This is a genomic window from Amycolatopsis echigonensis (genome assembly GCF_014174495.1).
Lineage (GTDB): Bacteria > Actinomycetota > Actinomycetes > Mycobacteriales > Pseudonocardiaceae > Amycolatopsis > Amycolatopsis echigonensis.
In genome coordinates this window covers 57,606-78,261 of sequence record NZ_JACJHR010000036.1, presented here as the reverse complement: position 1 = coordinate 78,261, position 20,656 = coordinate 57,606, and the positions used below count along the sequence as shown (strand labels likewise).

The window sequence follows — 20,656 nt, the reverse complement described above, 5'->3', positions numbered from 1 at the left end:
TCCCCCGCTACTGAACCGGTGTCAAGTAAGCTGGGGCGATGCGGACGCGCCTGACCACCGAACAGCGGCGCGAACAGCTGCTGACCATCGGAGCCGGCCTGTTCGCGGGCCGCCCGTACGACGAGGTGTGGATCGAAGAAGTCGCCGAAATCGCCGGCGTCTCGCGCGGCCTGCTGTACCACTACTTCCCGACCAAGAAGGACTTCTTCGCCGCGATCGTCCGCGAGCAGCGCGACCAGCTGCTGAAAATGAGCGAACCCGACCCGGCGCTGCCGGTGGCCGAGCAACTGCGCGCCGGACTTGAGGTGTACCTGGAATTCGCCCGCACCCACCCGGACGGCTACCGCATCGTGCACCGCAGCGCAGGCGACGCCGACCGCGAGATCCGGGAGATCTGCGAAGCCGGGATGGCAGCGAACGCAGAACGGATCCTGTCCGCGGTGAGCCTGCTGCGCCCGGTCACCCCCACGACTCGACTGGCGGTCCGAGGATGGCTTTCGTTCGTGGCGACGCTGATCCTGGACTGGCTGGACGAACCGAAGATCAGCACCGAGGAACTACGGGACCTCTGCGCACGAACTCTTTTCGCAGCGGTTGACGTTAACCCGGAAACGATCTGACCCGCGCCACCCCACCACCCAACCGCACCGCCGCACCCAACCCACCAGGCACCCACCCCCAACCGCAACCAGCGCACCCAACAACCGAGGCACCCACACCCTCCCCCGCACCCCGATACGAAGCCTCCTCTGCGGTTCGGGGGTGCTTGTCAAGGCATCTTTCCCGCCTTGACAAGCACCCCCGAACCGTCAGCACAATCAGCTTCGGGGTGCCCCACGCAACCACCCACCTGCAATGTCGCCCGCCAGGGCGACGAGCAGAAACCACGCCCCCCGGCGAAAGGCAAATCAGCACAATGACTTCCGCCCGACAAGACGGAGACACCTGGGACCTGGCCTCCAGCGTCGGCGCGACCGCGACCATGGCCGCAGCAGCACGAGCGATCGCGACCCGAGAAGACGACACCCTCTTCTCGGACCGCTTCGCCGAACCACTGGTCCAGGCGGTCAGCGTCGACCTGCTCGCCAAACTGGCGTCCGGCGAGACCCCGTCGAACGACCTAGTCGGCCGGATCTGGATCGACGCGGCCAAGATCCGCGGCAAGTTCTACGACGAGTTCTTCCTCGACGCGTCCGCCGCGGGCATCAGGCAGGCCGTGATCCTCGCGTCCGGATTGGACTCTCGCGCCTACCGGCTGCCCTGGCCGGACGGAACCGTGGTGTACGAGATCGACCAGGAGCCGGTGGTCGAGTTCAAGGCCCGCGTCCTGGCCGAACTGGGCGCCGAGCCCACCGCCGAGCGGCGGGCAGTCGCCGTCGACCTGCGTGACGACTGGCCCGCCGCCCTGCGCGCCGCCGGGTTCGACCCGGCGCAGCCGACCGCGTGGAGCGCCGAAGGCCTGCTCGGATATCTGCCGCCCGAAGCGCAAGATCGCTTGCTGGACACCATCACCGCACTCAGCGCGCCGGGAAGCTGGGTCGCCACCGAAAACCGGCCCAACCCGCGTCCGGGCGATGAGGACAAGACGAAGGAACGCCTCGACCGCATCTCCGCACAATGGCGCGGCGAGGGTTTCGACACCGACATGACGAGGCTTCGCTACTTCGGCAAGCGCAACGAAGCGGCCCCGTACCTGACCGGGCTCGGCTGGGCGGTGCGGGGAAGCACGGTGCGGGAGCTGCTCGCCGCCAACGGTCTGCCGCCTCTGCGGGACGACGATCTGCGCATGGGCGATCTTCGGTACATCAGCGGCGTATTGGCGTAGGACATCGCCGGTGGTCAAGCCGTCACGCCTGGTCACACGGGCTTCGTAGCCGATTTGTGATGGTCATCACGGACCATACCGAGGGTTTGGCCCGGACGCGCGCGAATCCCAAGCACAGCCAACGATCCCGAGAAGTTTTCCGGTTCGAGCCCCTCGCCGGGCAGGTCAACAGAAGATAACGGTTTTATGGAGATCCGTGCGTTCCGAGCGAGGATCTGCGTGTGCTCGCCCCCGCTGACCAGGTCCGTTTCGCCTTCGAGCCGCTGTACAGCCTCTACAGCGGCTCAGCTGTCGCAGTCGAAGCAGTCGGGCACCCCGCGGCCGGCTGGGTCCAAGACCTGCTCGACGCGGCAGGCGATCAAGCGCAGTTGATCGACGCCGACCTCGACCTCCTGGTGCGCGCGGCCGCGGTGGTCCCGCAAACCTCCGCCGGGGTGTCGCTGCATCTCAATCTGAGCTCCAGCACCGCCGGCGCGCCCGCCGAGCGCTTCATCCCGCTGCTGCAGACTCTGGAACGCACCGGCCGCCGTCCCGCCGACGTCGTGCTGGAAATCACCGCACCGCTCGCCATCCCGAATCCGGGAACCCTGCTGCGGGGCCTGCACCGGCTGCGCGACCTCGGCTTCCGGCTGGCCTTCGACCGGCTTGGCGCCGCGGGCTTGCCGATGAACCTGCTCGCCGAAGCGCCGATCGAGATGATCAAGCTGGACCGCGCGACGCTGCGGCGGCTCCCGGCGAACGCGGCGACCGTCGCGCTCGTCGAGGCGCTGGTGCAGTTCGCCGCGCAAACCGACCTGCGGCTCGTCGCGACGGGGATCGAGAACGACGCGGAACTCGACGTCGCGCGGCGCGCCGGAATCCGTCTGGTCCAAGGGAATCTGTTCGCCACCGCCGCTCCCGAGCGGGTGCTGCCGACCGCCGAACGCGGCGACCAGCCAGGCACCATGGTGGTCTCGCCCTCGGCCGGGCTGCGGATCCCCGAATTCCTCCGCCAGGCCAAGACCCTGCCGGACGACGCGACGTGCGACGACGTCCACGCGATCCTGTCCGCCGAGCACGCGCCGAAGGCGATCGTCGGCCTGGATCAGCAGGCGCGTCCACAGTGGACGATCGACCGGATGCGGTTCCTGCTCGCGGTGACCGGCCGGTACGGGCACGCGCTGTACTCCGGGAAGCCCGCCGCGAAACTGGCCAGCCCGCCGCGGCTGGTCCGGATCGACACCGGCACCCGCGAACTGCTGGAGCTCATCGCCGACGGCGGAGCCGAGCACAGCGGCGACGACCTCGTCGTAACGGACGCGTCCGGCCGGTTCCAGGGCGTGGTGCGGCCGAACGAGGTGATGCGCCGGATGGCCGCGGTGAAAGTCGAGGCCGCGGTCGCGCTCAACCCGCTCACCCGGCTGCCGGGCAGCGACGCGATCGCCCAGGACGTCGCCCGCCGGGCCGGCGCCGGACGGCCGTTCGTCGTGGCCTGGCTGGACATCGACCACTTCAAACGGCTCAACGACACCGCCGGATTCGCCGCGGGCGACGACCTGATCCGCGCCATCGGCCGAGCGCTGACCGACCAGGCCCGGAGGCTCGGCGATGTCACCGTCGGCCACGTCGGCGGCGACGATTTCCTCGTCGTATGCGGCGTCGAGAACATCACGGCCCTCGCCGACGCCGTCCTCGGACGCGACTGGTCCGCCGACGGCGTGCCGGTCACGCTTTCCCTGGCGAGCATCGTCCAGACCGGCGCTTCGGCGGGCTCGTACCGCGAAAGCGCGCGGCTGCTGGCACCGTTGAAGAAGCAGGCCAAGGGGATCCGGGGCTCGAGCTGGGTCAACAGCTGGCCAGGTGCCGGGCGGGCGCAGATTCTCCGCGGCGGCAAGGAAAAGAACGACCGGCCGCCGATGCTGCTTTCCCAGCCCTAGCCGCGATTCAGCTCGCCGGGCGACCCCTTGAAACGACCGGCCCCAGCCAAGAGTCAGCACTCCGGCAAGTCGTCCGCGGCCAGCAACGCGTGCAGCCGCCCGAGCCGCGACCGCACCGCCGGGTCGAGCTGATCGACCAGCACCGCGCAGCCGACCAGCTCCGCGCCCGCCTCGGTCACCAGGTCGCGCACGGCCAGCGCCTGACTGCCCGTCTCGACCCAGTCGTCCACCAGCAGCACCCGGTCGCCGTCCGAAAGCGCCGAGCGCTGCATCCGCAGGACGTGCCGGAAACCTCGGTAGTCCGGGTCCGTTTCGCGCGTCAGCTTCTCGCCGGGGAACAGCCCGGCGGCCTTCCGAACCGCGGCGAACCCCACGCCCAGTTCCAGCGCGACGGCACCGCCGAGCAGGAAGCCCCGCGACTCGATCCCGCACACCGCGGTGACGCCCGCGTCCCGGAACGGCTCGGCCAGTGCCCGCACCACCTCGGCGAACGCCGCCCCGTCGCGGAAAACCGGCCAGAGATCGGCATGTCCGTCGACCCAGCGGAACCGGTCCAGCAGGAGAGCACGTGTCATGCGGCGATCCTGGCGGGTCACCTGCCGGTCAGGCGAGGCGATTTCCCGGTCACCGGGCGAGCCGGGCGCGGGCCTCCTCGGTCTGCGGCGCGAACAGGTTGACCAGATTGCCGTCCGGGTCGCGGAACAGCAGCGACCGGTTGCCCCACGGCATCGTCGTCGGCTCCTGCACGATCTCCGCGAGCAGCGGGCGGAGCCGCGCGAACTCGCGGTCCACATCCTCGACCAGGAACTCCAGGATGACGGTCCGGTTCGACTCCGGCACCGCCGCACCCGCGCTGAACAGCGCCATCGTCTCGGCGCTGCCGATCGCCAGGGTCGCCGGCCCGCCGGCGAACTCGGCGAACTGCTTCGCGGGCCGGCTCGCCACGAGGCCGGTCACCTGCTCGTAGAAGGACGTCAGACGGTCGACGTCACCAGTGATGATCCGGACGGAAGTCAACTGCACGGCCACATTCCTTTCTGGGGTGATTACCTGCCGACCACGCTAGAAGCAATAGTGGACAGGATCCGCCCGGTATTGCGAGAATTCCCGGCATGACCCGGCCGATCGCCCGCGTGCTGGCGCTGCTGGAGATCCTCCAGGGCGGCGGCACGCGGACCGTCGCCGAACTCGCCGGGCGGCTGGACGTCGATGAGCGCACCGTCCGCCGTTACGTCGAGCACCTGCTTGACCTGGACATTCCGGTCCGCTCCGTGCGCGGCCGCTACGGCGGATACCGGCTCGCGCCCGGCTACCGGATGCCGCCGTTGATGCTCACCGACGAGGAGGCGCTCGCGGTCCTGCTCGGACTGGTCGCGGGCCGGCGCGCCGGGCTGGTCACCACGTCGGTCGCGGCCGCGGAAAGCGCGGTCGCGAAGGTCCGCCGGGTGCTGCCCGAGGCACTCGGCCGCCGGCTCGACGCGCTGCTGGAGGTCGCCGACTTCACCGCTCCCGCGCGCGCCTCGCTCACCGCCGAGGCCGAGGTGCTCCTCGCGGTCGCCGAGGCAGCGCGCGATCAGCGGCCGGTCAAACTCGCCTACACCGCGGTTCACGGCCGCAGCAGCGAGCGCGTCGTCGAGCCGTACGGTGTCGTGGCACATTCCGGCCGTTGGTATCTCACCGGCTTCGACTCCAGTGCCGGGCAGGTGCGCACGTTCCGCGTCGACCGGATCGAACGGGCCGAACCGCAGGACGGAACCTTCAGCGCCCCAACGGATTTCGACCCCGCCCACCAGGTGCTCACCGGCATCGCCGAAGCACCGCACCGGCACGACGTGTCAGTGCGGATCCGCGCGACCGCCGAGGAGATCCGCGCAGCGTTCCCGCCGTCCATCGCCGTCCTGGAAGCGGACGACCCGTGGATCCGCGCGCGGATCCGGGCCGAACGCCTCGACTGGATCCCGCCGCGGCTCGCCGCGCTCGACCGGCCGTTCGTCATCGAGCGACCGGACGCGCTCCGCGACCAGATGCGCGCCCTCGCCGACCGGCTGGCCGGTTACGCCGGATCAGACTCCAACGCGGCGTCCAGCAGCGCGCCCAGTTCGTTGAGCTGAGCCGCCGAAAGCCGGCTGAACGACTTCTTCACCACGACGTCCGCGAGTTCCTGTCCCGCCTTCCGCAGCTCAGCGCCCTTCTCGGTGAGCCGGTGCCGCACCGCCCGGCCCGGCCCCGGGACCCGCTCGATCAGACCGCGGTCGACCATCCGCGCGGCCAGCGTGCCGAAGGACTGGTCGGTCTGGAAGGTCAGCACGGCGAGGTCGTGCAGCGATGCCTCCGGATGGTTGTCCAAGTGCCGCAACGTGTCCCACTGCACGAGCGAAAGCCCCAGCGGCTGCAGTGCCTGGCTCAGCGCGCGGTGATGGCGGTGCTGCAGGCGCTTGACGGCCAGAGCGACGTCGGCGTGGCGGTACTTCATGGCCGCGGAGCCTACCCCGTGCGAAAACAGGTTGCTTATCTCAAGTTCCTTATATAAGGTTCCTGTTATGAATTCCTCCCAGACGCTCCGGTTCACCTCCGCCGGACCGGTCGAGATCGCCGTCCAAGACCACGACCGCACCCGGACGTTCCTGCTCCTGCACGGCGGAGGCGGCGTCGCGACGATGGCCGGTTTCGCCGATCTGCTGGCCGAACGCACCCGCTCGCGAGTCCTCCTGCCCACCCACCCCGGCTTCAACGGCACCCCGAAAGCCGCCGAACTCACCGACGTCACCGCACTGGCCAAGGCGTACGTCGCGATGCTCGACCACCTCGACGTCTCGAACGTCACCGTGGTCGGCAACTCCTTCGGCGGCTGGCTGGCCGCGGAAATCGCTCTGCTGCACAGCCCGCGCGTCACCCGCGCGGTGCTCGTCGACGGCATCGGCATCGAGGTCGACAGCCACCCGCTGGCCGACGTCCGAGGCAAGACGATCGCGGAAATCCAGCAGTTCTCGTTCCACGACCCGGCGAAAGCGCCGAAGCCGCCGGCCGGCAGCAGCGGTCCGAGCCCAGACGTCGTGGCACTGGTCGGCTACACCGGCCCGACGATGTCCGACCCGTCCCTGGCGGAGCGACTGAGCAAGGTGGACATCCCCGCCCACGTCCTGTGGGGCGAGAGCGACCGCATCGCCGACCCGCAGTACGGCGAGGCATACGCCGCCGCGATCCCGGGCGCGACGTTCACCGTGCTTCCTCGCACTGGGCATTTGCCGCAGGTCGAAACTCCGGAAGAACTGCTCGACGCGCTGCTCGCCCTCGATGCCTGACCGTGCCTCCGGGTTAAATAGCGGCTATCGCGCAAAGGGGGATTCTCATGACCACCGCATTGATCGTCGGCGACATCCAGCGAGGCATCACCGACGGCTACCCGTTCGCCCGCCAGGTCGTGCCGCCGCTCACCGATCTGCTGCCGCGAGCCCGAGCAACCGGCGCTCTCGTCGTATTCGTGCATTTCGCCATGCGGGACAACGGAACTGACCTGCCCGACGGCGCGCTGTACCGCTCCTTCTTCGACGCCGGGGACGCTTTCCACGAAGGTTCGCCGGGCACTGAACTGACGCTGCCGGTTGCCGAAGAGGACGTTGTCGTCCTGAAGCGCCGGGCCAGCGCGTTCGCCGGAACGGATCTCGACCTGGTGCTTCGCGCCCGGGGCGTCCGCCGCCTCGCGATCGCCGGGGTCGCGACCAGCGCGATGGTCACCGCGACGTGCTACGACGCGGCGGATCGCGGCTATCAGGTGACCGTGCTGCGCGACGGATGCGCGGACAGCGACCAAGCCGTCCACGATTTCCTGCTGGACAAGGTCTTCCCCAGCCGGGGATTCGAAGTCGTGTCCTGCGCCGAGTGGGCCGCGGCGACCGCCTGAGCGCGAAGCCGCCACTGGTCAGCGCCCTGAAACAGGCTGATCCGGCATCCCGGTGGCACCGGTTTCGCCGCTTTCCCGAAGTCCGCTACTCTCGGTGCGGCATCTATCACCGTGTCGACACGCGGGAGGTACGCGTCGTGACCGACGCCGTCAACGCACCGCCGGGGGTCAACCCGAACGAGTCGAGCGCCGCCCGCGTGTACGACTATCTGCTGGGCGGGACAGACAATTACGAGATCGACCGGCAGGTCGCCCGGGAAGCCGCCCGGGTGATGCCGGACATCGCGGAAACCGCGCGGGTCAACCGGCATCTGATGACCCGGATCTGCCGGTTCCTTGCCTACCACGCGGGCATCCGCCAGTACATCGACTGCGGTTCGGGCATGCCGACCGCGGAGAACGTGCACCAGATCGTCCAGCGCGCGGATCCGACCGCGAAGGTCGTGTACGTCGACTACGACCCGGTGGTGGCCAGCCACGGGCGCGCGCTGCTCGACGAGAACGAATTCACCGAATACATCCAGGCGGATTTCTTCGATCCGCCGAGCATTCTCGACCACCCGACGGTCACCGAGCACCTCGACTGGAACGAGCCGATCGCGGTGCTGTTCCTGCTGGCCCTGCACCACCAGACCGGCGATCGCTCGGTTCCGGCGAAGGTCACGAAGGAATTCATCGACCGGCTGCCGTCGGGTTCGTACGTGGCGATCTCGCATTTGCTCGACGCCCACGACGGTTCCGAGGACGACGAAGTGGTGCAGGGCATCATCGAAACGGTCCACAACGGCTCGATGAAGGACGTCTCGTCCCGCACCCGCGCCGAGATCAAGGAACTGTTCCACGACCTGGAGCTGATCCCGAGCGGACCGAACAAGCCGGCGGAAATCGTGCCGGTGGTCGAATGGTGGCCGGACGGCCCGCTGCTGGGCGAGCCGACGGTGGCCCAGCGGATCGTGGCGGTCGGGGTCGCGCGGAAACCCTGACCGCGCACCAGAGACATCACTGCGGGCCGGTGCTCCGGCCGGGCTTGAAGCTCGGCGGGAACACCGGCCCGCTGGCGTGGGAACACCAGGTTCACGACGCGACCGGCACCGGTTCCTCCGCCTTCGCCGCCGCCTTCGTCTGGGAACTCCGCAGCGCGACCATCCCGACCACCGCGAACACCACCACGATCGCCGCACCGATCCCGGCGACAGTGTGCAGCCCCGAGCTGAACGCGTCCCGCGCCGTAGCCAGCAGCTGCTCCCCCACCGCGCCGGGCAGCGTCGCCGACGCCTCCATCGCGCCAGCCATGCTGTCGGTTGCCTGGGCGGCCGCCGCGGCGGGCACGTGAGCCGGGACCGCGATCTGACCGCGGTACACCGCCGTCGCGACGCTGCCGAACACCGCGATCCCCATGGCGATCCCGAATTCCGCGCTGGTCTCCGACATCGCCGAGGCCGCGCCTGCCCGTTGCGGCGGGACCGAGCCGACCACCATTTCGGTGCACAGCACGCCCTGCGGGCCCATTCCGAAGCTGGCGATCGACATGCCCAGCACCACGAACGTCACCCCGCCGGACCCGCTGGCGAGCGTGAACAACAGAATTCCCGCCGCCGCGACCAGCATTCCGAAGCCCAGCACGAATTCCGGACGGAACCGGCGCGCCAGCCGCGGCGCGATCATCGATCCTGCGACCACCGCGAGCGCCTGCGGGACCAGCAGCAGCCCGGCGTCGACGGTGCTCAACCCGGCGACCATCTGCAGATACTGGCTGACCAGCATGAACACGCCGCCCATGGTGACCGCGCCGACCAGCATGATCGCCACTGCCGCGCTGAACGCGCGCACCCGGAAGAGCCGGAGGTCCAGCAATGGGTGCTCGAGCCGCCGCTGTCGCCGGACGAACACCGCACCGACCGAGAGTCCCACGACGAGCACGACGATTTCGGTCAGGGACAAGCCGTTCTTGGCGATTTCCTTGAGCGCGTAGATGACCGGCAGGATCGCGGCGAGCGACAGGGCGACGCTGGCGAGGTCAAGACGTCCGGCCGAGGTGTCGCGGTATTCCGGCAGCAGCTTCGGCGCGGTCGCGAGCAGCAGGATCATCACCGGCACGCCCATCAAGAACACCGAACCCCAGCGGAAATGCTCCAGCAGGAACCCGCCGGCGACCGGGCCGACCACCATGCCGCCCATGAAGCAGCTCATCCACACCGCGATCGCGGTGCCGCGCTGTTTGGGGTTCGGGAACATGTTGCTGATCAACGCGAGCGTCGACGGCATGAGCGTCGCCCCGGCGATCCCGAGCACGGCCCGCGCGGCGATCAGCATCTCCGGACTGGTCGAGAACGCCGCCGCGACCGACGCGAGCCCGAATGCGCCGCCGCCGATCATCAGCAGCTTCCGCCTGCCGATCCGGTCGCCGAGGGTCCCCATCGTGACGAGGAACCCGGCGATCATGAAGCCGTAGATGTCGATGATCCACAGCAGCTGCGTGCTGGAGGGCCGCAGATCCGCGGCGAGGTGCGGAACCGCGAGGTGCAGCACGCTCATGTCCAGCGACAACAGCACGGTCGGCAGCGCCAGCACTGCCAGGCCCAGCCACTCGCGTCGTCCGGCACTCATGTCGTCTCCCCTGTGAGGTCTTTTCGGTCGTCTCACTCAAGCGACGATCGAGCTGCGGGCGGATCGACATCCCGGGGAAAACTTCTTCGGACGGTTTCGGGGGAAGCAGTCGCGCGCACGACGCCGCGGCCGCGATCCGCGCCGGATCAGGCCACGGCGTAGTTCCCCAGCGAGGGTTCCAGCAGGTCAAACGCCTGTGCGGCCTCCGCCGCGACCGTCTCCGCGACCTCGTCGACGGGCCGCCCGGCCAGGGTCAGCTCCTCGATCCGCTGGAACAGGATGTGGTGCACCGCCCCCAGCAGCCCGGCCGCGGTCCGGACGATGATGTCCGACCGAGAGCTGCCGACCGCGTCCGCCAGTGCGTCCGCCAAGGCTCGTTCCCGCTGTTCATGCAGGACTCGGAGGCGCGCGGACAACGTCGGGCTCTCGGCGATCATCCGGCTGAACTCCTGGCCCGCGAACCCGGCCACCGGGTCCTTCGCGGCGACCGCGGCCTCGAACGTCCGCCGCAGCGCGGCGAGCGCGGACTCCCCTGGCTGCCGCGACGACACCGCGTCCGCCAGGGTCGCGACGAACTCGTCCTGGTGGTCCAGGACCAGGTCTTCCTTGCGGGCGAAGTAGTTGGTCACCGTCTTCTTCGCGACCCGCGCGGCCGCCGCGACCTGGGCGATCGTCGTCTCCTCGAAGCCCTGCTCCAGGAACAGCCGCGTCGCGTGGTCGGAGATCAGCTGGCGCGTCTCCTGCTTCTTGGCTTCCCGCAGGCCTAGCTCCATCGAAAACTTACCTCCGACGTAAATTTACCTTGACACCCATTTAGTCGTGCGGACATACTTTTACTACCGATGTAAGATAATCCGAAGGAGAACCTCTTGTCGATCGCTGCTCTCCCGTCGCTCGCGGACCAGGCGGACCACCTGATCGCGCTGGGAGTGCCCGAGATCGCGCGGCTTTCCGCCGATGACCTGCGCGCTTTCGCCGCGGACCACAGCGACGCGGACGGCGCGCTGCTGGCGATCCATCCGGATCGGGCGCCCGCGTCGGCGCTCTCGCCGCTGCTCCGCTGCGAAGGAAAGCCCGGATTCGTCGTCACCGACATGCCGGACGTCGACCAGTTCGCGCCGCACGACATCGACCTCCCCGACGCGCCGCTGTATCTGGTGACCGGGATCGACCGCGGTGACGAGATGGCGAACTGGAGCCCCGAGGAAGCCCTGCCGGCGATCGCCAAGGCCGGGCGCAGTCCGCTGCTGCTGACCGAGGGGATCCACTGGGTGCTGCACCAGCCGTCGGCGCTCGAGCGCAATCATTGCTTCATGACCATCGGCTCCCGGCTGCGCAAGGAGAACGGCAAGTTCGACGCCCGCACGCCGGCGCTGTGGATCAGCAACGGCACCGGCCGGGACGGAAGCGAGCGCCGCGACGCCCCGAAGGTCGGCTGGTGCTGGTGGGGCAACCGGCACACCTGGCTGGGTTTCGGGTCCGCCGCCTGCCGCCTTTGAGATATCAGAACCACGCCAAGGAGATCTCTCATTTTCCCTGATCCGACCGTCCTGCACCCGATGCCCGAGCAGCCGCGGGTGGTGCTGCTGAAACCACTGGTCACCTCGCCGCTGATCGATGTCGGCGAGTTCTCCTACTACGACGACCCGGACGAGCCGACCGCCTTCGAGACCCGCAACGTGCTGTACCACTACGGGCCGGAGAAGCTCGTGATCGGCAAGTACTGCGCGCTCGGCGAAGGCGTGCGGTTCATCATGAACGGCGCGAACCACCGGATGGACGGGCCGTCGACGTTCCCGTTCCCGATCATGGGCGGCGACTGGGCCGAGCACTTCGACGCCATCACCGGTCTGCCCGGGCGCGGCGACACGGTGCTGGGCAACGACGTCTGGCTCGGTTACCGGGCGATGGTCATGCCGGGCGTCCGCATCGGACACGGCGCGATCGTCGCGTCCGGAGCCGTGGTAGTCGACGACGTGCCGGACTACGGCATCGGCGGCGGCAATCCGGCCAAGCTGATCCGCCGCCGGTACAGCGACGAGGACGTCGAGCGACTGCTGGCGATCGCCTGGTGGGACTGGCCGCTGGACCACCTCACCAAGCACGTCCGCACGGTCATGTCCGGCAGTGTCGACGCACTGGCGAAGGCCGCGGCCGAGCTCGCGTAACTGGGTAACGTGGCAGGCGTGCCCCGTGAGATACCTGAGGAAGCCCGCCGAAGCACCGAGCTGTTTCTGTCCACAGCGGACCGATCTGCACCAGGTCTGGTGACCGGTTTCTACCTGGTCGGCTCGGTCTGCTTCGGCGACTTCCACGCTCGCGGTGCCGGACGCGGACGGCTCAGCACCGCCAGCGACATCGATTTCGTCGCGGTCGCTGATCGGCGTCCGGAACCCGGTGAGATATCAGCACTGGCGCAGGCGCATGCCACGACGGTCGCCCGGTTCCCGAAGCCGCATTTCGATGGGTCCGTGCTGACCTGGGCCGACCTCGCCGCCGGACCTGACGACTGCCCGGACGTTCCATGCATGCAGGAAGGCCGGTTCACGTCGGCGGGCCGGGGCGGCGTCAACCCGGTGCTGTTCTGCGAACTCGCCAGCCGCGGGATCGCACTGCGCGGTCCTGAGCCGTCCGATGTGGACGTTTGGGCGGACCAGGATGCCTTGCGCGCGTTCACTGTGGACAATCTGAGCCGCTACTGGCGGCCGTGGTGGGAGAAGAACCGGCGCACCAGTGCGCTGTCGCTCGCGATCGGGATGAGCCCGTGGTTCCCGGTGTGGGCGGTGCTCGGAGTGAGCCGCCTGCACCATCTGCTGGCCACCGGGGAAATGACGTCCAAATGCGGCGCGGGCCGCTATGCGGCAAGGGAATTCGCCCCACGATGGCAGCGGATCATCGCGGAGAGCTTGAGCCTGCGCACCGAAGGCGCGGAAGGCCGTCGCAGCTACCGGAATCCCCTGGCGCGTCGCCGCGACACGCTCGCGTTCCTGGACGCCACGATCGACGACGCGCTCGCGCTGGCCTAACGCACCGGTCGGGCCAGCCGCGGTGAGTTCGCGCGGGGTGGCAGCCGCTCGGTGCCGCAGCCGTCCGGCGGAGACGGCTCCGCTCAACCGACAGCGCGACCTCGGCGGCCGTCCGGCGGCCCGGCCTGCACCCGGCGAAATCCCGTGGTCAACTGCGTCGGGGTTGACCTTCAAGCTGCTTGAAGCCCGATGATGGGCAGGTGTCCACCTCTGCCCTGCTGACTATCGGAGCGTTCGCCCGCCGCTGCGGGCTGACCGCCAGCGCGCTGCGCTTCTACGCCGATTCCGGCCTCGTGCGGCCGGTCCGGGTGGACGAGGAATCCGGTTACCGCTACTACTCCCCGGGGCAGGTCTCGGCCGCGCTGCTTGTCCGGCGGTTGCGGGAGATCGGCCTGCCGCTGGAACGGGTCGGTGCGGTTCTCGCCGCGGAGCCGGCCGACGCGTCGCGGATCATCGACGACCACGTCGCCGGGTTGGTATCTCAGGTGCAGCAGGCACGGGAAACCGCCGCGGCGGTGAAGGCCACGCTGGGCTCGCCGGCACCCGCGTCGTCGGTCCAGCTGACTGGTCCGGTGTTGACCGCGGCCGTCGAGCAGGTGCTGACCGCGACCACGCAGGACCTGCCGGTGCTCAACGGGGTGCACCTGGAGGTCTCTCCCGAGGCGATCGTGCTCACCGCCACCGACCGGTACCGGCTCTCGACCCGCACGTTGGTCCCAGCCGAACCGAGCTCGTCGACGTGGACCGCGACTGTCGACGCCGACGACCTGCGGCTGGCGATGCCGTGGACGCGCCGTCGGCACGAACTGCGGCTCAGCGTCCGCGGGGAGGAAATCCTCTTCCAGGGCGACGACGGGACAGTACGGACCTGTCGCACGCTGGCCGACGAGTTCCCCGACTACCGGCTGATGCTCGCGTCTCTGCCAGAAGTCCTTACGCGGGCAGTGATATCTCGCAACGCGCTCGTGGCAGGTCTGGAGCGCCAGTACACCCCGCAGATCCAACTGGATCTCTCCGCCGCAGCGATCACGGTAGGCACCGACGCAATCCCCGCGGACGTCATGGGACCGCCGATCTCCCTCTCCTTCGCCGTGAGCACGCTGCACCCGGCGATCAGCACCGCCGTCGGCCCGGACGTGATGCTGGACGTCGCGGGCCCGCACCTGCCGGTCGTCGTGCGCTCCGCCGACGACGGCGACCTCACCACCCTCGCCATGCCAGTGAAAGGAAATGCCGGATGACGGACACGATGGCCGAGATCACGGCCGCGGTCACGCAAGGCCGAACGGGCGCGACGGACGCCGCGCGGGCGCGTCTGCAGGAACTGTGGGACGACATCGGGCCGGGCGGAAACCCGTTCTACCGTTGCGTTCTGGCCCACTACCAAGCGGATTTGTTCGCTGACCCGGCAGAAGCGCTGGTCTGGGATATCAGAGCACTGGACGCCGCCGCGACAGTGACTGATGAACAGGTGCAGTCCCACGACGCCGGGCTTCGGATCGCAGGCTTCTACCCGTCGCTGCACCTGAACCTGGCCGACAACTTCCGCCGTCTGGGGTCGTTCTCCGCAGCAGAGGAACAGATCTCCGAAGCGCGAAACGGCCAGGACGCGTTGGCCGACGACGAATACGGTGCGATGATCCGACAGGCGATCGACGGCGTCGCGGAAGCCATCGAACGCCGGTCCACCGAACGACGCACGACAGCACCGGGAGTCGACTAAGTGGAACAATGGCTGTCGCTTTGGTGCCTCACGCATCTCGGCGTCGCACCTGCAGAAGTGCTGTTCGAGGCACGAATGATCTCGACCGTGCACGGTCTGCGGCTGGAAGACGGTCGGAAGGTCGTGGTCAAAGCCCGTCCGGACGACGGCCGCGCTGAGTCGTGCGTCGCCGCGCAAGCTGAACTGGCTGCGCGGGGCTTTCCGTGCGCACGGCCGCTGACGCCGGTTGTCCCAGTCGGCTCTCTGGCCGTGCACGCCGAGGAATACCGCCCCGGGGGCCACGTGATTTCCGGTGACTCGCCTGAGATCGCCACGCGCTATGCCGAGGTCTTCGCCCTGCTGATGGCCGCCCTCTCCGAGATTTCCGTCCAGCCGCCGCTGCCGAACCCGCGCTGGCTGCGTTGGGATCACGCCGACCCCGGCCTGTGGCCGGCCATCGACTTCCTGGACGAACGAGACCAGAGCGCGGTGCCCGAGGAGGTCGCCAAGACCGCCGACCGAGCCCGCCGCCGGCTGCTCGCGGCTGACCTGCCGAATGTCCTCGGCCACGGAGATTTCGAAGCACAGAACCTCCGCTGGGATGCCCAGGAAGGCTGGACGGTCCACGACTGGGACAGTCTGGCATGGCAACCGGAGGCAGCACTCGCGGGCGCGGCGAGCGGGACGTTCCCGAGCACGACCCCGCCGACGTTGGCGCCGATCGAGAGTTCCGCGGCGTTCCTGGAGTCCTATCAGGACTTCCGCGGCCGACGGTTCTCCTTGGCCGAACAGGAAGTCGCGTGGGCGGCCAGCTTGTGGCCAGCTTCGCACCATGCCCGGTGGGAAGCGCTGCACGGAGGTCGGCCGCTTTGCGGTGACGCGCTTCGGTTGCAGGCAGCGGAACGGCTGCGCTTGGCGAACGCCTGACCCCGGTTGAGGCCCAGGTGCCACCGCTACCGGATGCCGCGGACCGGTCCGCCCGCGATCACGTCCATCCAGCCGGACTGCGGTTTCTTCGGAAGTGGTGCGGAATCGGGAAGGCCCGTGAGGGAAATCTGATTCCCGGAGGGTTCCCTTCACGGACTTTGGCGGGAGCGGAGTGCCCTGCGGTCCTGCGCTCGGCGTCCCGAGTGATCGTGCGGGGAAGGAAGAGGCGGACCGACCGGCCGCGATCGGTTCGCCGGGTTTCGCTCCGCTTCCGGGTGCTGCGCAGAAATGCCACAGCCGGTGACCACGAACCAGGATCCGAAGCCGGGCAGATGGCTGCGGGCGGAGCCCGAACGGCTGCTCGGCGGCCGGTTCTCGACCGAGCCTCGTCACCCGATCGGGTAGAAAACCGCATAGGGCCGCGCGTTAACCATCCGCTTGCCTTGAACCGCGCACGATCCGGCGATTCGGGACACCCAAGCGCGGGTCGGCGGCCGACCTCCGGGGTTTCCGAGGCCAGCGCATTCCGCCGCTGGACCGGACAACCGCCGGGCGACTACCGCTAGCCGAGCGCACCTTCAATGACCGGGCAACCACCCCGCGGCTAACCCGGCACCTTCAACGCCCGCATCCGCGCATACAACGTCGTCCGCGAAATCCCCAAAGTGCTCGCCGCCCGGACTTTGTTCCCGCCAGCCGACCGCAGCGCTGCGACGATCGCGTTTCGTTCCGCTCGCTCGATCGGCGCCAGCTCGTGCCCCGAAGCGTCAGCCACCAGCGCGGGCGGCAGATCCGCCGGGCCGATCGCGCCCACGGACCGTTTGCGGATCGCCTGGCTCAGTACGCCGCGCAGTTCGGGCAGGTTGCCCGGCCAGTCGTACGAGCCGAGGATCCGCAGCGCGCCCGGCGTGATGTTGTGCGTCCGCGCCGCTCCGAGTTCGGCCAGCATTCGCGCCGCGACCTCGGGGAAGTCCGGGCGGTGCGCCAGCGGCAGCAGTTCGACGTTCTCCGCGCACGACGCGATCAGCGCTCGTTCCGGACCGGTCAGTCCTTCGCGTGGGCCGGTCGTCAGGACGAGGTGCGGGCCGACGCCGCGGGCGGCGTGGGCGGCGACCAGGTCGACCAGTTCGGCGGGCAGCAGGTCCGCGCCGTCGACGCAGATGCTGCCGGCACCGGTCTCGACGGCGGCGGTGAAGCGCGCGGCCCAGGCTGCCGACCCGCCGAGCACTGCTTCCGCGCCGGTCAACGTGGTGCACGGTTCCTCGGGCACCCGCAGCCTGGCCTCGGTGGTGCGGCCGGTTCCGGGCGGGCCCGAGATGTGCACGTGCCCGGCCACCGGATCGGGCGCGACCGCTGCACGACGTCGCGTCCGGCGGGCCTCGGTCGCGCTCAGCGGGCGGATCTCGACCAGCACTCCGCCCTTGGCGCCGGGCACCGGTTCGGCTCGCACCCGCGCGCGCTGGCCGGAGCGCAGTTCGGTCTCCATTTCGGACGGTCCGGCCGCCTCGCCCGCCAGGTTCCACAGCAGCGCGACGTCCGCGCCTTCCAGGAGGTCCGCCGCGGCCTGGTTGCACAGCAACAGGTCCGGGCCGATCGCGACCACCGGCCGGGTCGGGCGGGACGTCGCCTGGAACGCGGCCAGCAGCGACCGTTCGGACATCCGGCTGCCTTCCAGCAGCTGCCGTTCGATCTCCTCGACGGCCTTCGCGACCAGCGGCGCGAGCAGCGGATTCGCCTCGGCGGCCAGCAGCGTGATGTCGAGCGCGCCCTCCAGCCGGCGGGTGACCGGGTGGAAAATCGGGTGCCCGTAACAGCTGAACCCGCGCAGCGCCTCGGCGTAGTGCTCCTCCCCGTGCACCACGATGCTCGACCGGGTTTCCAGTGCGGTGCCCGGGCCGGTGGTCCCGACCTCGTCCTCCAGCAGGCAAGCGCCGACCCCGAGGCCCAGCTGCTCGAAACAGTTCTCGGCGGCGCGGTCGGCGCTCCACCGGTGGACGAGCTTGCCGTCGTGGTCGACGAGCACAGTGGACATCGCGGTGCCGGCGAGACGCTCGTCGAGGTCCTCCAGCACCGGCGCGGCCGCCGCGAGCAGTTTGCTGGCCGGGTCGACCTCCTCGAACCGCAGGTCGAGCAGGGCGGTTTCGGGGCGCACCCCGGCGAGCGAGGCACGTCGCCAGGACTGGGCGATCGGTTCCCGCAGCGCCACGCTGCGCGAGGACGTCATCGAGCTCACGCGCATCTCCACCTTCGTTGGTGACGCGCAGCAGGATAACCATCGCTCTCCGCTGCCGCTGTACAGAACTTGAACACTCAAGCCCGGATTCACCCGGCAAGGTGGTCCCTCACCACCACCCGCGTGCACGTGTTGCCATCCGGCACGCGGTCCTTACCTCGAAAGGGGAATCAGCGTGACTCTCAGTCACTCCGAGCCGGACACCGGGAAGGAGCGCGCCGGCGTTTCGCGGCGCGGGTTCCTCGGTTACGTCGTCGCGGCCGGGACCCTCGTCGTCGCCGCGGACGTCGGGCTCTCCACCCCCGCGGCGGCCGCCGTTCCGTCGGCTCCGCAGCCTCCCGAGCTGTACGACCTCAACGACGCGCTCACCGACGCCGCCCTCCCGACGTCGCAGCTGATCACCGTCACCATCAACAGGGACGGCAGCGCTTCGTTCGAGATCCCACGCGCCGAAGTCGGCCAGGGCATCACCACCTCGAGCGCGATGATCATCGCCGAGGAACTGGACCTGCCGGTCGAGAAGGTGCACGTCACGCTCGCCCCGGCGCGTCCGGAACTGCTGTTCAACCAGCTCACCGGCGGGTCGAACACCACGGTCTCGACCTACACGCCGATCCGCGTCGCGGCCGCGATCGCCAAGCAGCAGCTGCTCGAAGCGGCGGCGATCCTGCTCGGCGGCACCGCGGAGCGGTTCATCGTCAAGGGCGGCGTCGTGACCGCGCCGAACGGCAAGACGGCGACGTACGGCGAACTGGCGACGAAGGCCGCGTCCAGCACCACCAAGCAGGTGCAGCTGGACCCGAGCAAGCTCAAGGGCTCCAGCGAGTTCACGGTGCTCGGCAAGCCGCAGAACCGGCTCGACGCGCTCGACATCGTGACCGGCAAGAAGCAGTTCGCGATGGACCTGGAGATTCCCGGCGCGCTGCCGACGATGATCTGCCGTCCGCCGACGCTCAACGGCACGCCGAAAGCCGTCCTCAACAAGGCCGACGTGCTGAAACTGCCCGGCGTCACCGACGTCGCGATCATCCCGACCGGGGTCGCGGTCCGCGCGGAGACGTTCGGCCAGTGCATCGACGGCGTGCGCGCGCTGCGGGTCGACTGGGGCCCCGGCAGCGTCGAGGGCGAGAACGACGAAACCGTGCTCGCCAACCTGCGCCGCGCCGAACTTCCCCTTGCCGTGCCGAAGGTTCCGGTCCTGGCGCAGACGGTTGAGGCGGACTTCGAGTTCATGTTCCGCTCCAGTGCCGCGCTGGAGCCGTACTGCGCGGTCGCCGACGTGCGCGACGGCAGCGCCGAGATCTGGGCCGGGCTGAAGTCGCCGATCGTCGCGCAGGGCGAGGTCGCGCAGGCGGTCGGATTGCCGCAGGGCAAGGTGAAGGTCCACGTCATCACCGGCGGCGGTTCCTTCGGGCACAAGCTGTTCGGCAACCACGCCGTCGAAGCGGCGCAGGCGTCGAAGGCGTTCGGCAAACCCGTGCGGCTGATGTGGCACCGCGCCGACGAGCCCCGGCAAGGACGGCTGCACCCGATGGCGACGTCGCGGCTGCGGGCCACCGTGCTCGCCGGGAACGTGCTCACTTTCGAGCAGCGGCACACCTCGGTCGAGACGTCGTTCCGGCACGGGCTCGGCGAAATGCTCACCTCGGTCGCCACGAAAATGCCGACCGGGCTGGGCAACCTCGGCGTGGCCGAGGCGGTTTTCGTGCTGAGCCAGGAAATGCCGTACAACTTCGGTGTCGTCGACCAGACGCTGACCGAGACCGACCAGCGGTTCAACACCGGGTCGATGCGCAACGTCTACTCGCCCGACGTCGGCTGCGCCAACGAGCTGATGGTGGACATCCTCGCCAAGGCGATGGGCAAGGACCCGTACGACTTCCGGATGGAATTCCTCAAGAACGACAAGGTGAAGGGCGTCCTGCGCAAGGTCGCCGAGGTCGGTGGCTGGGGCCGGAAGATGGCCCCGGGCACCGCGCAGGGCATCGCGATCCACAAGGAATACAAGGGCGCCAGCGCCTGCATGGTGGAAATCGACTGCCGTCCGGAGACGGTGAACCGCAAAGTGCGCGACGGCGTCACCGGACCGCGCGTGACGAAGGCCGTCATCGCGATCGACGCCGGGCTGGTGATCAACCCGCGCGGGCTCGAAGCCCAGATGATGGGCTGTTTCTCCGACGGGCTGGCGCTCGCGCTCACCAGCAGTGTCCACCTGAAGGACGGGCACTTCCTGGAAGCCAGCTGGGACAACTACTTCTACACCCGGCAGTGGAACATCCCGCACGACTTCACCGCGATCGCGATGCCGTCCAACGGCGAGCAGCCCGGCGGCGGCGGCGAGGCCGGCGTGGCCTGTTCAGTCGCGGCCGTCGCGTGCGCGTACGCCCGTGCGACCGGGAAGGTCCCGAAGCGGTTCCCGATCAACCACGACGACCCGCTCGCCTTCGAGGTCAAGTCGTTTGTCCCGCCTGTTCCCGAATCGCCGACCGACGGCCTGAACTGGACCTACTGAGGAGCAA

Annotated in this window: 20 protein-coding genes; 14 read left to right on the top strand and 6 right to left on the bottom strand. The window is 69.3% G+C overall.

Translation table 11 applies throughout. The features are described from left to right. Positions 1-38 precede the first annotated feature (38 nt). From H5411_RS24505 to H5411_RS24495, 3 genes are all read left to right on the top strand, one after another. Entirely contained in the window at positions 39-620 is a 582-nt protein-coding gene (locus tag H5411_RS24505; RefSeq protein WP_101438371.1) for a TetR/AcrR family transcriptional regulator, read from the top strand. Positions 621-916: 296 nt separating this feature from the next. Continuing rightward, positions 917-1,825, top strand: coding sequence for an SAM-dependent methyltransferase (locus H5411_RS24500; protein ID WP_101438370.1), 909 nt, complete (start codon positions 917-919; stop codon positions 1,823-1,825). A gap of 221 nt (positions 1,826-2,046) precedes the next feature. Then, the gene (locus H5411_RS24495) at positions 2,047-3,741 is read left to right on the top strand and encodes a bifunctional diguanylate cyclase/phosphodiesterase (RefSeq protein ID WP_183125124.1); all 1,695 of its coding nucleotides are present in this window, start codon (positions 2,047-2,049) and stop codon (positions 3,739-3,741) included. A 53-nt stretch (positions 3,742-3,794) separates the two neighbouring features. Here H5411_RS24495 and H5411_RS24490 read toward each other — a convergent pair whose 3' ends face one another. Next, positions 3,795-4,316, bottom strand: a complete 522-nt coding sequence (locus tag H5411_RS24490) for a phosphoribosyltransferase family protein (protein WP_101438368.1) — start codon at positions 4,314-4,316, stop codon at positions 3,795-3,797. A 49-nt stretch (positions 4,317-4,365) separates the two neighbouring features. Beyond that, positions 4,366-4,764 (bottom strand): VOC family protein, encoded by a 399-nt coding sequence (locus H5411_RS24485; protein WP_101438367.1) that lies wholly within the window; start codon positions 4,762-4,764, stop codon positions 4,366-4,368. Positions 4,765-4,853: 89 nt separating this feature from the next. Between H5411_RS24485 and H5411_RS24480 the strand changes: the two genes are divergently transcribed. Further along, on the top strand, positions 4,854-5,852 hold the full coding sequence (locus H5411_RS24480; protein ID WP_101438366.1) for a helix-turn-helix transcriptional regulator: 999 nt from the start codon (positions 4,854-4,856) through the stop codon (positions 5,850-5,852). On the opposite strand, the gene H5411_RS24475 is transcribed toward H5411_RS24480, so the two are convergent. After that, positions 5,795-6,214: a MarR family winged helix-turn-helix transcriptional regulator gene (locus tag H5411_RS24475; RefSeq protein ID WP_101438365.1), complete on the bottom strand. Its 420-nt coding sequence runs from the start codon at positions 6,212-6,214 to the stop codon at positions 5,795-5,797. The two genes, H5411_RS24480 and H5411_RS24475, sit on opposite strands and share 58 nt — an antisense overlap. Before the next feature lie 67 nt (positions 6,215-6,281). Here H5411_RS24475 and H5411_RS24470 point away from each other — a divergent pair, with 67 nt between their 5' ends. From H5411_RS24470 to H5411_RS24460, 3 genes are all read left to right on the top strand, one after another. Then, positions 6,282-7,043 (top strand): alpha/beta fold hydrolase, encoded by a 762-nt coding sequence (locus H5411_RS24470; protein ID WP_183125123.1) that lies wholly within the window; start codon positions 6,282-6,284, stop codon positions 7,041-7,043. 47 nt (positions 7,044-7,090) lie between these two features. Next, the gene (locus tag H5411_RS24465) at positions 7,091-7,642 is read left to right on the top strand and encodes a cysteine hydrolase family protein (protein ID WP_101438363.1); all 552 of its coding nucleotides are present in this window, start codon (positions 7,091-7,093) and stop codon (positions 7,640-7,642) included. 137 nt (positions 7,643-7,779) lie between these two features. Beyond that, complete coding sequence (locus H5411_RS24460) at positions 7,780-8,625, top strand: SAM-dependent methyltransferase (RefSeq protein ID WP_183125122.1); 846 nt, start codon at positions 7,780-7,782, stop codon at positions 8,623-8,625. 91 nt (positions 8,626-8,716) lie between these two features. Here the strand turns inward: H5411_RS24460 and H5411_RS24455 are convergent, their stop codons facing one another. Together H5411_RS24455 and H5411_RS24450 are read right to left on the bottom strand one after the other, a co-directional pair. Next, a complete protein-coding gene (locus tag H5411_RS24455) occupies positions 8,717-10,249 on the bottom strand; it encodes an MFS transporter (RefSeq protein ID WP_183125121.1) in 1,533 nt (510 codons plus the stop codon). Positions 10,250-10,395: 146 nt separating this feature from the next. Beyond that, on the bottom strand, positions 10,396-11,022 hold the full coding sequence (locus H5411_RS24450; protein WP_101438361.1) for a TetR/AcrR family transcriptional regulator: 627 nt from the start codon (positions 11,020-11,022) through the stop codon (positions 10,396-10,398). Between the two features lie 96 nt (positions 11,023-11,118). Here H5411_RS24450 and H5411_RS24445 point away from each other — a divergent pair, with 96 nt between their 5' ends. From H5411_RS24445 to H5411_RS24420, 6 genes are all read left to right on the top strand, one after another. Continuing rightward, on the top strand, positions 11,119-11,748 hold the full coding sequence (locus tag H5411_RS24445) for a DUF5701 family protein (protein ID WP_183125120.1): 630 nt from the start codon (positions 11,119-11,121) through the stop codon (positions 11,746-11,748). A gap of 30 nt (positions 11,749-11,778) precedes the next feature. Beyond that, the gene (locus H5411_RS24440; protein ID WP_208637695.1) at positions 11,779-12,417 is read left to right on the top strand and encodes a CatB-related O-acetyltransferase; all 639 of its coding nucleotides are present in this window, start codon (positions 11,779-11,781) and stop codon (positions 12,415-12,417) included. Between the two features lie 18 nt (positions 12,418-12,435). Further along, complete coding sequence (locus tag H5411_RS49005; protein WP_183125119.1) at positions 12,436-13,275, top strand: aminoglycoside adenylyltransferase domain-containing protein; 840 nt, start codon at positions 12,436-12,438, stop codon at positions 13,273-13,275. Between the two features lie 200 nt (positions 13,276-13,475). Further along, entirely contained in the window at positions 13,476-14,516 is a 1,041-nt protein-coding gene (locus H5411_RS24430; protein WP_167442032.1) for a DNA polymerase III subunit beta family protein, read from the top strand. Then, entirely contained in the window at positions 14,513-14,998 is a 486-nt protein-coding gene (locus H5411_RS24425) for a hypothetical protein (protein WP_101438356.1), read from the top strand. Before H5411_RS24430 ends, H5411_RS24425 begins: the two co-directional genes overlap by 4 nt. Positions 14,999-15,076: 78 nt before the next feature. After that, positions 15,077-15,904, top strand: coding sequence for a phosphotransferase (locus H5411_RS24420; RefSeq protein ID WP_460431609.1), 828 nt, complete (start codon positions 15,077-15,079; stop codon positions 15,902-15,904). 604 nt (positions 15,905-16,508) lie between these two features. On the opposite strand, the gene H5411_RS24415 is transcribed toward H5411_RS24420, so the two are convergent. Beyond that, the gene (locus tag H5411_RS24415; RefSeq protein WP_220817389.1) at positions 16,509-18,143 is read right to left on the bottom strand and encodes a sigma-54-dependent Fis family transcriptional regulator; all 1,635 of its coding nucleotides are present in this window, start codon (positions 18,141-18,143) and stop codon (positions 16,509-16,511) included. Between the two features lie 169 nt (positions 18,144-18,312). Between H5411_RS24415 and H5411_RS24410 the strand changes: the two genes are divergently transcribed. Beyond that, positions 18,313-20,649 carry a molybdopterin cofactor-binding domain-containing protein gene (locus tag H5411_RS24410; RefSeq protein ID WP_101438354.1) on the top strand — a complete coding sequence of 779 codons (2,337 nt, stop codon included), beginning with the start codon at positions 18,313-18,315 and terminating at the stop codon, positions 20,647-20,649. Positions 20,650-20,656: the final 7 nt, after the last annotated feature.

What these genes read in the sequence shown, in the direction of transcription:
- H5411_RS24505 (WP_101438371.1), top strand. Translation starts at nt 39, where the DNA reads ATGCGGACGCGCCTGACCACCGAACAGCGGCGCGAACAGCTGCTGACC.
- H5411_RS24500 (WP_101438370.1), top strand. Translation starts at nt 917, where the DNA reads ATGACTTCCGCCCGACAAGACGGAGACACCTGGGACCTGGCCTCCAGC.
- H5411_RS24490 (WP_101438368.1), bottom strand. Translation starts at nt 4,316, where the DNA reads ATGACACGTGCTCTCCTGCTGGACCGGTTCCGCTGGGTCGACGGACAT.
- H5411_RS24480 (WP_101438366.1), top strand. Translation starts at nt 4,854, where the DNA reads ATGACCCGGCCGATCGCCCGCGTGCTGGCGCTGCTGGAGATCCTCCAG.
- H5411_RS24475 (WP_101438365.1), bottom strand. Translation starts at nt 6,214, where the DNA reads ATGAAGTACCGCCACGCCGACGTCGCTCTGGCCGTCAAGCGCCTGCAG.
- H5411_RS24470 (WP_183125123.1), top strand. Translation starts at nt 6,282, where the DNA reads ATGAATTCCTCCCAGACGCTCCGGTTCACCTCCGCCGGACCGGTCGAG.
- H5411_RS24465 (WP_101438363.1), top strand. Translation starts at nt 7,091, where the DNA reads ATGACCACCGCATTGATCGTCGGCGACATCCAGCGAGGCATCACCGAC.
- H5411_RS24455 (WP_183125121.1), bottom strand. Translation starts at nt 10,249, where the DNA reads ATGAGTGCCGGACGACGCGAGTGGCTGGGCCTGGCAGTGCTGGCGCTG.
- H5411_RS24450 (WP_101438361.1), bottom strand. Translation starts at nt 11,022, where the DNA reads ATGGAGCTAGGCCTGCGGGAAGCCAAGAAGCAGGAGACGCGCCAGCTG.
- H5411_RS24425 (WP_101438356.1), top strand. Translation starts at nt 14,513, where the DNA reads ATGACGGACACGATGGCCGAGATCACGGCCGCGGTCACGCAAGGCCGA.
- H5411_RS24415 (WP_220817389.1), bottom strand. Translation starts at nt 18,143, where the DNA reads ATGCGCGTGAGCTCGATGACGTCCTCGCGCAGCGTGGCGCTGCGGGAA.